This is a genomic window from Thiomicrospira sp. (assembly GCF_014859555.1).
Taxonomy (GTDB): domain Bacteria; phylum Pseudomonadota; class Gammaproteobacteria; order Thiomicrospirales; family Thiomicrospiraceae; genus Thiomicrospira.
Genome location: NZ_JACUTY010000058.1, coordinates 1 through 13,507 on the forward strand (window position 1 = coordinate 1; position 13,507 = coordinate 13,507).

The following is a 13,507-nucleotide window of genomic DNA, read 5'->3' on the forward strand; positions in this document are numbered from 1 at the left end:
AAATTTTGCTGGTTTACCACCCTCACCCCAGCCCTCTCCCATCAAGGGAGAGGGGGTATTATTGCCGTCCGTCAAGGGAGAGGAGGTATTATTATTGCCGTCCGTCAAGCTTGTTGGGGTATTCAAATCATCCGGGTGCGCGAGGTCGCCGTAGACTTCGTCGGTGGAGACGTGGACTAAGCGAAATGTGGTTTGTTTTTGCGGGTGCTCGGCTAGATAAGCTCGGGCTTGCTCTAGTAGTGTGAAGGTGCCGACAATATTGGTTTGGATAAACGCGGCGGGCGATTCAATGGAGCGATCCACATGCGATTCTGCCGCTAGGTGAAACACCCAGTCCGGCTGATATTGGTTAAACACACGCTTTAGCTCTGCGGCATCGCAAATATCGACTTGTTCAAAACTATAACGTGGATGATCACTCACGGCTTCGACCGATTTTAAATTGGCGGCGTAAGTCAGCTTATCGAGGTTAATAACGTGATGGCAGCTGTGATTAATTAGGTGTCGCACCAGCGCCGAACCAATAAACCCTGCCCCACCGGTTACTAGAACATTCAGTGACGCGTCTTTTGTATTATTTTTATGCAACATGAACCAAACTCGACTTATTAAACCAACTTTTAAAACACCCCATAACCATCAGCCAGACGTGTAAGCGGTTAAGTTTATTAATCTCTGGGGTATCAAGGTTTTTAGTTGAAAATCTAGTCATCAGCTTTCTACGCCTGACTATTTTTTAAAGGTAAAAAATGCTCAATCAATCGAATCATCAATTCTTTTTGTTCAGGCCTGCTTTCTGCAACAAGCAAAGCAAGTGCAACCAGCGTATTGTCATTAATTAATTGCCCAACTGGTTTTGCTAGAAAAACTTGGTTTAATCTCAAGTACCAAAGAAATAGGAATGAACCACTTCTTTTATTACCATCGACTAAGGGATGGTTTTTGATAACAAAGTAAAGAAGGTGTGCGGCACGACTGGCAACATTAGGGTAAAACAATTCGTCGCCAAACCCTTGTTCGATTTGCTCTAAAGCAGAAGAAAGCCCATTACCACGCATTTTCCCAAAAAGCTCAGTCGCCTCACCTTTTGAAATCAACTGATTTTTTAGAGTTTGAATGGCATCAAGCGCATCAGAAAAACAAATTGGTAACATATCCTGCTGGGAGGTCTTGTTGTCAACAAGACTTTGCTCGTCATAACCTTGGAGTATAGACCAGCTTCGTGCATATTCACTTACGACGTATAGAACTGATTCGCCTTCTTGGTTCACTAAGGACTGATTATTCAGTGTTGATGATAGTAATGAAATTGCTTGTTCAAACTCAACATTTCGCTCTTGAAGACGTTTTTCATTTAGCGCATAGCCTTCAATAAGATATTGTTTCAACACGTTTGTAGCCCATTTTCGGAACTGAACGCCGCGTTGAGATTTAACTCGGTAGCCAACAGAAATAATTACATCGAGACTAAAAAACTTAACAGGCTTATCAGATTTTGCAATGTGCAAATTTTGCACATTGCTTATTTCTTCTAACTCACCATCCTTAAAAACATTGTTAATGTGTTTTGTGATAACAGAACGTTCTCGACCAAAAAGATTTACCATCTGAGCCTGAGAGAGCCAAACAGTCTCTTTTTCAAGAGTGACCTCAAGGCAAACTTCGTCATTCTGTGTTGTAAAAATTTCAACATTGCTCATTATCTAAAACTCATTTACCAATCATAAAATATGGTTTTTATAATACAGTGCAGCTCAATTTAATCAATCACGAAATCAATCATAAAATGCGGATGCCCTTTTTTTGAACTTATGATTCAAAACTTAAAAAATGTTCTGTATTATTGGTTAATAATATAACCGACAATACATGCTATGTCTTTGTTTTTAATCAATAATTTAATTTAGACTTAATTTTATTAAACTAAACCCTGTACCGTAATAAATGATTCACTTATTGATTCATTTTAAAGGTGGATAGCATGAACAACAATCAACAGTTAATTCTTCAAGCTTTGCGTTTTGAAAATATAAGCTCCCGAGAAATCGCACGCGTTACAGGGATTAGTCAAACTACTGTAAGCCGAAACTTGCAGGACTTGCCGGTTGTAAAGCTAGGAAATGCGCGCTCAAGTGTGTTTGCCGCCATTACACCCAACCAGGCCTGGTCCGTTGTATGAACTTGATGAGGATGGCCAAACTATCAAGCTTGGCAGGTTATACAACCAACCCTCAGACCGACGTGTTTTAGTGCTAGATTCTGGCCAACATAGATCTTATGCTGCTTACCCTGCTTTTTGTATGATGCTCTGCCTGCTGGCTTTTTGGGTACTATCAGGCTAAAAAGATTATGCAACAAGATCAAACGCTGTCGCCGAAAAGGCGTGGTCTCTCTTAAAAGCTTAGATGTTGAGTTCGTTGGTAATGGCACGGAATGGCCTGTTGTTGCAAAAACATTGCTAAACACACCGCGATTAAAGCGGCGATAGATTTTTGGCAGAAAGTCATGGCGCACCCAAGGATATCTGAGGACTTTAAAACGCTGACCCAAGCTTTTCATGAAAACCTTAAAAAGTTAGGATAACTCTGTTTCAAGTAATAAAAAGCTATCGCCTTAAAAAGCTAGCGCCATAAAAAAACCCCATCAACTCTAACGAATTGATGGGGTTTTCTATTATATGGTGCGCCTGAAGAGATTCGAACTCCTGACCGCTCGGTTCGTAGCCGAGTACTCTATCCAGCTGAGCTACAGGCGCTTAACTTGGTGCGTATTATAGTTTATCAGCCTAAACTGTCAACCTTTATATCACGCTTTTTTAACACTTAATTGAATGGCGGTGAAGGAGGGATTCGAACCCTCGATAGAGCTACAAACCCTATACTCCCTTAGCAGGGGAGCGCCTTCAGCCTCTCGGCCACTTCACCCAATTCAAGCCGCGTATATTACAAGGAAACCCGAGCCTTGTAAAGCCAAAACCGAAAGATTTAACCAAAGATTTGGCTTAATTTTCGGTTTCAGATCGGTTTGGGTTTTTGGCCCGATTTATTAAGCCTGATCTAGCTCAAACTTTTCGTGCAAAGTCTTAACCGCGGTTTCTAATTGGCTTTCGTTAATCACCACTGAAATCTTGATTTCGGTGGTCGCGATCATTTGGATATTGATATTTTTATCGCCCAAAACTTTAAACATGCGGCTGGCAATGCCGACGTGTGAACGCATACCAACACCCACTAAAGACACTTTCGCAATCGTGTCGTCATATACGACTTCGCGCGCGCCGACTTCGCCTGATACCGCGTTTAGAATTTCTAGCGCGTGAGCGCGGTCATTACGATGCACGGTAAAGGTAAAGTCGGTGGTGCCGTCTTGGCCTTGGTTCTGGATAATCATATCGATTTCGATATTGGCATCTGCAATCGGCCCCAGAATCGCATAAGCTACACCGGGTTTATCCGGCACACCTAATACTTGCAGTTTTGACTCATCGCGGTTAAACGCAATACCTGAAATTAAAGGTTTTTCCATTTGATCATCCTCAGATGTAATTAGGGTTCCACCGCCTTCTTTTAGCGAAGACAATACGCGTAACGGTACTTTGTATTTGCTGGCAAATTCGACTGAACGAATTTGCAATACCTTGGCACCTAGGCTCGCCATTTCCAACATCTCATCGAAGGTAATGGTGTCTAGCCGACGCGCCTCGGGAACCATGCGTGGGTCGGTGGTGTATACGCCGTCAACATCGGTGTAAATTTGGCACTCTTCGGCTTTTAGCGCCGCCGCTAACGCGACCGCTGTGGTATCCGAACCACCCCGCCCCAGGGTCGAAATATCGCCATTTGCGGTGACACCTTGGAAACCAGCGACCACCACTACTTTGTTTAAGTCCAACTGCTCTTGAATTTTTTGCGCGTTAATGCTGTCGATACGCGCTTTGGTGTGGACTTCGTCGGTTTGAATCGGCACTTGCCAACCCGTATAGGAAATCGCGTCATAACCGCTCTGTTGTAACGCCATGCTTAATAATGCAATGGTTACTTGCTCACCGGTCGTCAAAAGCATGTCCATCTCACGTTTGGATGGGCGCTCTTGCAAGGTTTTTGCCATATCGGTTAATCGGTTGGTCTCACCAGACATAGCGGATAACACCACTACGACCTGATGACCTTCATCAACAAACTTTGACACTTTTTTGGCTACGCTTTGGATACGCTCCAACGTGCCGACCGACGTGCCGCCGTATTTTTGGACAATCAATGCCATGTCGTTATGCCCTTATCGCTTGATATTACCTAAATCCCCTGCTTATGACGCTTTGGTGTGGAATCGCAGAGAGATTCGGGCAGAGTTTATTTTGATTCCACCCAAGCTTCGATTGAAGCTAAAGCTTGTGGTAAGTTGGCTGGCTCTTTGCCTCCGGCCATCGCCATATCAGGACGCCCGCCCCCTTTACCACCAACTTGTTGTGCGACAAAGTTAACCAGTTCACCGGCTTTAAAACGATCGGTAACTGATTTACTAACACCTGCGACCAGGCTGACTTTTTCGCCATCGACCGCGGCGAGTAAAATCACCGCTGGTTCGATTTTATCTTTTAACTTATCCAGCGTTTCGCGTAATAAATTCGCATCCGCGCCCTGCATTTGGGCGGCGAGTAAGTTAATGCCGTTAACCGACTTAACTTGTTGCAAAATCTCTTCGCCTTGGTTGGCGGCTAACTTAGATTGCATTTGCTGCATTTGTTTTTCTAAATCACGCTGAGACGCCACCAGTTGGCCGACTTTATCGACCACGTGTGCTTTGTCGGCTTTGGTTAGGTTGGCAACCTGAGCAATCACATTTTCTAGATCGTAAATTGTCTGCCACGCACCTTCACCGGTTATCGCTTCAATACGGCGCACACCTGAGGCCACCCCGCCTTCGGATAAAATGCGGAACGGGCCAATGTTGCCGGTGGAGTTAACATGGGTGCCGCCACAAAGTTCGATCGAAAAATCACCCATATCGACCACTCGCACCACATCGCCATATTTTTCGCCAAATAACGCCATCGCGCCCATTTGTTTGGCGGAATCAATATCCATCTGCTGAGTGCCGACCGGGAAGTTCATCATAATATTATGGTTAACTAGGCGTTCGACCTCACGTAATTGGTCGGCCGAAATCGGTTCGAAATGCGCGAAGTCGAAACGCAAACGATCTGGCGACACCAATGAACCTTTCTGTGCCACATGCGACCCTAACACTTGGCGTAAAGCCGCGTGCAATAAATGCGTGGCCGAGTGATTACGTTCAGAAGCACGACGTGCGCCTACATCAATGCGGGCTTCAACCGCTTGGCCAAGCTCGAGCGAGCCAGCCGTCATTTGACCTAAATGCAAAAACAAGCTGCCTTGTTTTTGGACATCGTTAACATGAAAACTGTGCATACCTTCGGTTAACGAGCCGCTATCGCCAACTTGGCCACCGGATTCGGCATAAAACGGGGTTTTATCCATAATCACCAGGCCTGCTTGGCCTTCGTCTAAGCGTTCAACTGATTGGCCGTCTTTAAAAATCGCCAGCACCTTAACGGTTGCGCAATCTTGGTCGTAACCAATAAAGTCGGTTTTGCCTTCAAAGTCGACTCGAGTTTGGCCTTGCAAGCTAAAGCTGCTGGCCGCACGCGCCCGTTCACGCTGGGCTTGCATGGATTGTTCAAAGCCAGCTTCGTCAATGGTCAAACCACGTTCGCGTGCAATATCAGCGGTTAAGTCGAGCGGGAACCCATAGGTGTCGTAAAGTTTAAACACGGCTTCGCCCGGAATTTGTTTATCGCTTAAACCTTCAATCACCTCATCCAATAAACGCATGCCGTTTTCTAAGGTTTCGGCAAAACGTTCTTCTTCGAGTTTAAGTACACGTTCGGCTTCGGCTTGCTTGGCTTTAAGCTCTGGATAAGCCTCGCCCATTTCAGACACCAGCGGCGCAACCAATTTATGGAAAAACGCTTGTTTTTGACCCAATTTGTAACCGTGGCGAATCGCACGACGAATAATGCGACGCAACACATAACCCCGACCTTCGTTAGATGGCAATACCCCATCCACAATCGTAAAGGCACAAGAGCGAATGTGATCGGCAATCACACGCAAGGAGTTGTTGGTTAAATCCGTCTCACCGGTTAACTCGGAAGCGGCTTTTACCAGGGTTTTAAACAGGTCGATATCATAGTTGTTATGCACGCCTTGCAACACCGCGGCTAAACGCTCCAAGCCCATGCCGGTATCAACGGATGGTTTGGGTAAAGGTGTTAAGGTACCGTCTTGTGAACGGTCAAATTGCATAAACACTAGGTTCCAGATTTCGATATAACGGTCACCGTCTTCATCTGGTGAACCGGGCGGACCGCCTGGAATATCTGGCCCGTGATCGTAAAAAATTTCGGTACAAGGGCCGCATGGGCCAGTATCACCCATTGACCAGAAATTGTCTTTTGCGCCACAACGCGAAAAACGCTCCGCACTCACACCCATTTGTTTTAACCAAATATCGGCGGCTTCATCGTCTTCGTTGAACACGGTGACCCAGAGTTTTTCTTCTGGTAGGCCTAAACGCTTGGTTAAGAATTCCCAGGCAAACGCGATGGCTTCCTGTTTGAAGTAATCGCCAAAACTGAAGTTGCCCAACATTTCGAAGAAAGTATGGTGACGTGCGGTGTAACCCACGTTTTCTAAATCATTATGTTTACCACCCGCGCGAATACAGCGCTGCACACTTACCGCACGCGTATAGTCGCGTTTTTCATGACCTAAAAAGGTGTCTTTAAACTGCACCATACCGGCGTTGGTAAATAACAGCGTCGGGTCTTCGGCCGGAATCACGGGGCTTGAATGTACGGGCGTGTGATTGTTTTCAGCAAAATAATCAATAAACGCTTGTCTGAGTTGTGCACTGGTCATATAAGCAAACCTAAAAAGTTAAAATTGTGTTTTTTGTATCAAAAATTTGGCGTATCTATAGGCGTTATGTTTTAAACGCTTTGTAGCATTGCGAGCCACTAAAGCCTCGGCTTTGTAAAAACCTCAGACGTTTCGCGTGTTCTTTACGTTCTGTAGGTTTATGGGCATCCTGGTACTTTTTTTCTAGAGCCGCTTGGGCGATTTCACACCACACATCGTCACCCAAGTTTAAATGCGCATCCATGCTGGCCTGGTCATCACTCGCACGCATTAAGGCTTGGCGAATTTTTAATGGCCCCTGGCCTTTTTGTGTAGCCATGCGCACATAGGATTCGACATAACGTTCGTCACTTTGCCAGTTTTTCTGCTGGCAAAGCCGAATAACCTCATCCACCAGGCCTGGTGTTTGTTCATATTCGGCAAATTTTTGGCACAATTTGGTTTTGAGTTCTTTCGCACCATGCTCACGCATCGCAAGCAAATATTGCGCTCGCCCGAGCATTTTTTTAAATAAATCCTCGGGCGATTCTAACTTGGCTTGGCTTGCCTGATTAATCTGGGATTTCATCCAAATCAAACTCAGCGGCCGCTGACGTCTTTGAACCCGGCTTCGGCATTAAGCGCTCTTTTATTTGCGCTTGCAAGGTTTGTGAAATCTCTGGATTGTCTTTCAAAAATTGGCGTGCGTTATCTTTGCCTTGGCCAATTTTTTCGCCATTGTAGCTATACCAAGCCCCGGCTTTATCAATTAGTTTTTCTTGCACGCCTAGATCGACAATTTCGCCTTCACGCGAAATACCTTGGCCGTACAAAATATCAAATTCGACTTGTTTAAACGGCGGCGCGACCTTGTTTTTTACCACTTTAACGCGGGTTTCGTTACCCAGAATTTCGTCGCCCTTCTTAATCGCGCCGATGCGGCGAATATCCAAACGCACCGAGGCATAAAACTTCAGGGCATTACCACCGGTCGTGGTTTCAGGGCTACCGAACATCACGCCAATTTTCATACGAATTTGGTTGATAAAGATCACCAAAGTATTGGTGCGTTTGATGTTGGCGGTTAATTTACGCAAGGCTTGTGACATTAAACGCGCTTGCAGACCCATGTGTGAGTCGCCCATATCGCCTTCGATTTCAGCTTTAGGTGTCAATGCCGCTACCGAGTCAATGACCACAATATCGACGCCGCCTGAACGCACCAGCATGTCGGCAATTTCGAGCGCTTGTTCACCGGTATCGGGTTGTGACACTAATAAGTTGTCGACATCTACACCGAGCTTCTCAGCATAAGATGGGTCTAACGCATGTTCGGCATCAATAAACGCCGCCACGCCGCCTTTCTTTTGGGCTTCGGCAATCGCGTGCAAGGTTAAGGTGGTTTTACCGGATGATTCCGGGCCGTAAATTTCAACTACACGACCTTTTGGCAAACCGCCTATTCCTAACGCAATATCTAAACCTAACGAACCGGTTGAGATGGACTCAATGTCACGCGACGCGGTTGAGTCGCCCATGCGCATAACTGAACCTTTACCAAATTGTTTTTCAATTTGACCGAGTGCCGCTGCCAGCGCTTTTTGTTTATTTTCGTCCATTGAGACTTCCTTTTCGTAACGTATTGGTTAGGAATCATTTAGGGCTGTACGCCGAGTAAAACGCGTGCAAACCAAGCCGACAACCTATTTTAATGACAACAAAAAACCTTTGCTTGAAGGTTCAAACAAAGGTTTTTACCGAACATTGTGAACAAAAAATTATCCCACAATTAGCGGCATTTTAGAAGTGATACTAAAATTTAGACGGGATTTTTCGTGGTCGTCAGAAGCAAGCCTAGTTAAAAATCCATTTAATCTTGCAGAATTTCCAACAAGCCTTCTAACGCCACCTGAGTGGTCTGCAAACGCACGGCATCACGGTCACCTTCAAATAGCATTTTTTTGGTCACAATATCACCATGACCTTGGCGTGCCCAAGCCAACCAAACCGTGCCTACCGGCTTGGCGGGCGAGCCACCGCCTGGCCCAGCAATGCCACTGCAAGCGACACTGACTTCGGCATGCGATTGCTGTAAAGCACCCAGCGCCATTTCGGTTACACAATCTTTACTCACTGAGCCACTGCGTTGAATGGTGGTTTCTTTTACGCCCAACATTTCGCGTTTAGACTCGTAGCTATAGGTAACATACGCCCGATCAAACCAGGCCGAACTGCCGGCGACCGATGTCAGGGCTTCGGCAATCATGCCGCCCGTACAAGATTCAGCCGTAACCGCCATAATATTATGGCTCTTTAAAGCCTCTCCCACTTGAGTGACCAATGCATTCAATTCCATTACTTTATTACTCCTGACAATTGCACTTGCTAATTGATTCCTCTAGGATACCTTTTTTTACTCTTATTCTAAAGTGACAAACGTCGAGATGAGCAAATCCTCTAGCCAACACACCCCAATGATACAACAGTATCTTGCGATTAAAGCCGATCACCCGGATCGTTTAGTGTTTTACCGGATGGGCGATTTTTATGAATTGTTTTTTGAAGATGCGGTTAAAGCCGCTCGACTATTAGATATTACGCTCACCGCACGCGGCCAGTCGGCTGGCAGCCCGATTCCGATGGCGGGCATTCCGCATCACAGTGCGGAAGGTTATTTGGCCAAGCTGGTCAAACTGGGCGAATCGGTTGCTATTTGTGAGCAAGTCGGCCCCGTGCCAGATAAAGGCCCAGTCGAGCGTAAAGTGGTGCGAGTGCTTACACCGGGCACATTAACCGAAGATGCCTTACTCGAAGCCAATCAAGAAAACCTGTTATGCGCTTGTTATCAGTTAGATGATCGCTATGCGCTGGCTTATTTAGATGTCGCCAGTGGTCGATTTGAAGGTTGTGAATTTGATGAACAAGCCAGTTTTGAAGATGAGTTAAAACGTTTACAACCTGCCGAATGCATCGTAGCCGATCAACACCAACTTGAAACCCTACTAAGCGAACAACCAGGCCTGGTGAGTTTGCCCGGCTGGCATTTTGACAGCCAAAGTGCTTATCGCAAAATGACCGAACAGTTGCAAACTCAAGATTTGATTGCATTCGGCTGTGACGACAAACCCGCCCTGGTGAGCGCCGCCGGTGCCTTGCTTTATTATGCGCAAACCATGTTACAAAACCAGCTTAAACAGGTTCAGAGCTTTCATACCTATTCCACTCAAGACTCACTGATTTTAGATGCGATTAGCCGACGTAATCTTGAGCTGGACAGCAATTTAAACGGTGGCACGCATAACACCCTACTGAGCCTGCTCGACCAATGTAGCAGCGCCATGGGAAGCCGATTGCTAAAACGCTGGCTGCTGTTGCCTCTGCGTGATCAAGCCAAAATCAACCAACGCCTTAATAGTGTTGAGACCTTAATTAAACAGGATCAAGTTGATGCCCTTAAAGCCGAATTTAAACCGATCGGCGATTTGGAGCGTATTTTAAGCCGCGTGGCATTATTCAGTGCGCGCCCACGGGATCTTTTACAACTGGGCCGTGCTTTAAATCAACTGCCGAGCTTGCAAAACAAGCTGGCCGCTCTTGACGATGCCGGACTCAAACAACTCAGCCAACGCATTGCTGAATTTCCAGATTTAGCCGACACCCTGAATCGTGCGATTGTTGATAACCCGCCGATGTTAATGCGCGATGGCGGTGTATTTAAACCCGGTTATGACGCGGAACTGGACGAGCTGAATAATTTAAAAAATGAAGCCGGTCAGTTCTTAATGGATTTAGAGCAAACCGAACGCGAACGCAGCGGGATTTCGACCCTGAAAGTCGGCTATAACCGCGTGCATGGTTATTACATTGAAGTCAGCAAACTGCAATCCGCTCAAGTGCCGCTGGATTATGTGCGTCGTCAAACCCTGAAAGGCGCCGAACGTTACATTATTCCGCAACTGAAAGCGTTTGAAGACAAGGTTTTAAGCGCAGGCGATAAAGCGCTCGCACGCGAAAAACAGCTTTACGATGAGCTTTTGCACACCATTAACCGCTCCTTCAAAGCGCTGCAAACCAGCGCCCAAGCTTTGGCGGAATTGGATGTGATCACCAACTTTGCGCAAAAAGCCCAGCAACTCAATTTAACCCGACCGCAATTAACCCAAGCACCAGGCCTGGTGGTTATCCAAGGTCGCCATTTAACGGTGGAAGCCTTAACCGACACGCCGTTTATTCCGAATGATAGCGTGTTTGATGATCAACGCCGTCTGCAAGTTATCACCGGCCCGAATATGGGGGGTAAATCCACCTTTATGCGCCAGACCGCACTGATCGCGATCTTGGCACACATTGGTTGTTATGTGCCGGCCGAGTCGGCTCAGATTGGTTTAATTGATCGCATATTCACCCGCATCGGCGCGTCGGATGATTTAACCAGTGGGCGTTCGACCTTTATGGTTGAAATGACCGAAACCGCCCATATTCTGCACCACGCGACGGAGCATTCATTAATTTTAATGGATGAAATTGGGCGCGGTACCTCTACCTTTGATGGCTTGGCTTTGGCTTGGGCGATTGCAGAACATATGGCGAAAAATGTGCGCGGCTATTGTTTGTTTGCCACGCATTATTTTGAACTTACCGGCCTAACGGAGCAGTTTAAAAACACGGTTAACATCCATTTAAATGCGATTGAGCATCACGATAAAATTGTGTTTTTGCATCAAGTTCAAGAAGGTGCGGCGTCGAAAAGTTATGGCTTGCAAGTCGCCTCACTGGCGGGCGTGCCGAAAAGTGTGATCACACGAGCTAAAGAAATTTTGCAGGACTTAGAAACCCAATCTTCTACCCACTCATCTCACAACACCACGGATAAGCCAACCACCAGGCCTGGTGGTTCTAAAACTCGAATCACCGAACCGAAAATTGAAGCTGAAATTCAATACGACCTCTTTAATTCGAGTGCATCGCACCCCATATTAACTAAACTTGATGATATTACACTCGATGAAATCACGCCAAAACAGGCGCTCGATTTACTTTATGAACTCAAAAAACTGCGCTAACAAATAGGATAAATTATGAGCCAAGCTTTAATCGCCGATGTCAATGCGGATAACTTTCAACAAGTCGTGATTGAGAACTCACATCAAATACCGGTATTGGTGGATTTTTGGGCACCTTGGTGTGGTCCTTGTAAATCGGTGATGCCGATTTTAGAGAAACTCGCTGAAGAGTACGCTGGCCTGTTTTTGCTCGCAAAAATAAATATCGACGACAACGCCGACTTAGCCGACCAATACGCCGTGCGTTCGGTTCCTAGTTTTAAGTTATTTAAACAAGGTCAAGTTGTATCCGAGTTAACTGGTGGCCAAACTGAATCGGCGTTTCGCGAATTACTGGATGCCCAGATTGAACGCCCATCTGATGCATTAAGAGCCCAAGCACAACAAGCTTTTTCAGCCGGCCAAATGGATCAAGCACTCGCGTTACTCGCACAAGCGGCCGAACTGGATCCACTCAACCATAAGGTTCACTTGGACTTGGTTCAAATGTACCTACAGACCGGGCATTTAGATAAAGCCACTAACCTATTCAATAAACTACCGGATGAAGCCAAAAACTCAGCCGAAGGCAAACCCATGTCGGTAATGCTGAGTTTTGCAGAAATTATGCAAACAGCCGATGATGTACATACATTACAAAAAAAGTTAGCTGAGAATCCCAACGACGCCGCCTCCCTTTACGGTTTGGCGAGCATTCTTGTTATGCACCGTGAATTTGAAAAAGCCATACAAACCTTGCTTAAGCTGTTTAGTGTGGATCGACACTATGCCGAAGGCGGCGCGCAAAAAGGGCTGATTAAGTTATTTGACATGTTGGCCGATCAAGCGCCCGAGCTCGTTAAGGCTTACCGCCGCAAACTACAAAGTTTACTTTATTAGTGCACGATTGTTTTGTTACAATTTCAAACCATATTAGAAAAAACTGAAATAAGAGCCGCTCGATTGTCCCTTGATTGAGTTGCTCACAACATAACCCACTAAGGCTATTTATATGAAAAAATCTATTTTTGTTACTTGTGTTTTGGGTCTGAGCGTTGGGCTAACGTCTATCGCTCACGCGCAAAGCGAAGCTTTTAAAGCGCCGCAAGACTTAAGCACAATTAAACCACAGCAACTTTGTGTGCATTATGCCGAACAAGATGAAGCCGAACAGAAACGTTTTTTTGAACGCCTAGATACCCTTAGCTTGCTCAGCCACAAAGATTATGACTTAATTCCACAAGGCAAGATTGAAGTCGGCTCATCAATCTGTGGCATGTACATGGGCAAAGGCAAGCCATTAAAGGAAGATGGTATCCAGATTCGTCCGATGGTGTTTAAAGTGGTGCATATTTATGAAGACCTCTATGCGGTAACGCAAAGCGGTATGGTGATGGAAGTGCATGCACGTGTAGAAGGCGAAATGCCACCAACACTTAACCAACCAATGCCTAGAGTCGTGCCGCCGCCGATTTCAGCCCACTAAGCCTGCGTTAAGTTAGCCTAAAGGCATAAGCGCGTTTAACAAGCTTATGCCTTTAGGCT

At 46.0% G+C, this 13,507-nt stretch carries 11 protein-coding genes and 2 tRNA genes; 4 read left to right on the forward strand and 9 right to left on the reverse strand.

Annotated features, from left to right (window positions below):
• Together IBX48_RS08730 and rhuM are read right to left on the reverse strand one after the other, a co-directional pair.
• On the reverse strand, positions 1 to 591 hold a 591-nt coding region (locus IBX48_RS08730; protein ID WP_296833329.1), incomplete at its 3' end, for a GDP-mannose 4,6-dehydratase.
• 128 nt (positions 592 to 719) lie between these two features.
• The gene (rhuM, locus tag IBX48_RS08735; RefSeq protein ID WP_296833332.1) at positions 720 to 1,700 is read right to left on the reverse strand and encodes a RhuM family protein; all 981 of its coding nucleotides are present in this window, start codon (positions 1,698 to 1,700) and stop codon (positions 720 to 722) included.
• Between the two features lie 281 nt (positions 1,701 to 1,981).
• Between rhuM and IBX48_RS08740 the strand changes: the two genes are divergently transcribed.
• Positions 1,982 to 2,179, forward strand: coding sequence for a winged helix-turn-helix domain-containing protein (locus tag IBX48_RS08740; protein ID WP_296833335.1), 198 nt, complete (start codon positions 1,982 to 1,984; stop codon positions 2,177 to 2,179).
• A 499-nt stretch (positions 2,180 to 2,678) separates the two neighbouring features.
• On the opposite strand, the gene IBX48_RS08745 is transcribed toward IBX48_RS08740, so the two are convergent.
• From IBX48_RS08745 to IBX48_RS08775, 7 genes are all read right to left on the reverse strand, one after another.
• Positions 2,679 to 2,755, reverse strand: a tRNA-Arg gene (locus IBX48_RS08745).
• A gap of 76 nt (positions 2,756 to 2,831) precedes the next feature.
• Positions 2,832 to 2,924: transfer RNA gene (locus tag IBX48_RS08750), tRNA-Ser, on the reverse strand.
• Positions 2,925 to 3,045: 121 nt separating this feature from the next.
• A complete protein-coding gene (locus IBX48_RS08755) occupies positions 3,046 to 4,263 on the reverse strand; it encodes an aspartate kinase (RefSeq protein WP_296833338.1) in 1,218 nt (405 codons plus the stop codon).
• A gap of 86 nt (positions 4,264 to 4,349) precedes the next feature.
• Entirely contained in the window at positions 4,350 to 6,941 is a 2,592-nt protein-coding gene (gene alaS / locus IBX48_RS08760; protein WP_296833341.1) for an alanine--tRNA ligase, read from the reverse strand.
• Between the two features lie 64 nt (positions 6,942 to 7,005).
• Positions 7,006 to 7,509: a regulatory protein RecX gene (locus IBX48_RS08765; RefSeq protein WP_296833345.1), complete on the reverse strand. Its 504-nt coding sequence runs from the start codon at positions 7,507 to 7,509 to the stop codon at positions 7,006 to 7,008.
• Entirely contained in the window at positions 7,493 to 8,539 is a 1,047-nt protein-coding gene (gene recA, locus IBX48_RS08770; protein ID WP_296833348.1) for a recombinase RecA, read from the reverse strand. The genes IBX48_RS08765 and recA overlap by 17 nt, the downstream gene beginning before the upstream one ends.
• Positions 8,540 to 8,790: 251 nt before the next feature.
• Entirely contained in the window at positions 8,791 to 9,276 is a 486-nt protein-coding gene (locus tag IBX48_RS08775) for a nicotinamide-nucleotide amidohydrolase family protein (protein ID WP_296833351.1), read from the reverse strand.
• An 88-nt stretch (positions 9,277 to 9,364) separates the two neighbouring features.
• Between IBX48_RS08775 and mutS the strand changes: the two genes are divergently transcribed.
• The 3 genes from mutS to IBX48_RS08790 all read left to right on the forward strand — a co-directional run bounded on the left by mutS (position 9,365) and on the right by IBX48_RS08790 (position 13,448).
• Positions 9,365 to 11,983 (forward strand): DNA mismatch repair protein MutS, encoded by a 2,619-nt coding sequence (gene mutS, locus IBX48_RS08780; RefSeq protein WP_296833353.1) that lies wholly within the window; start codon positions 9,365 to 9,367, stop codon positions 11,981 to 11,983.
• 15 nt (positions 11,984 to 11,998) lie between these two features.
• Positions 11,999 to 12,862, forward strand: coding sequence for a thioredoxin (gene trxA / locus IBX48_RS08785; RefSeq protein WP_296833356.1), 864 nt, complete (start codon positions 11,999 to 12,001; stop codon positions 12,860 to 12,862).
• 112 nt (positions 12,863 to 12,974) lie between these two features.
• Positions 12,975 to 13,448: a hypothetical protein gene (locus tag IBX48_RS08790; RefSeq protein ID WP_296833359.1), complete on the forward strand. Its 474-nt coding sequence runs from the start codon at positions 12,975 to 12,977 to the stop codon at positions 13,446 to 13,448.
• Positions 13,449 to 13,507: the final 59 nt, after the last annotated feature.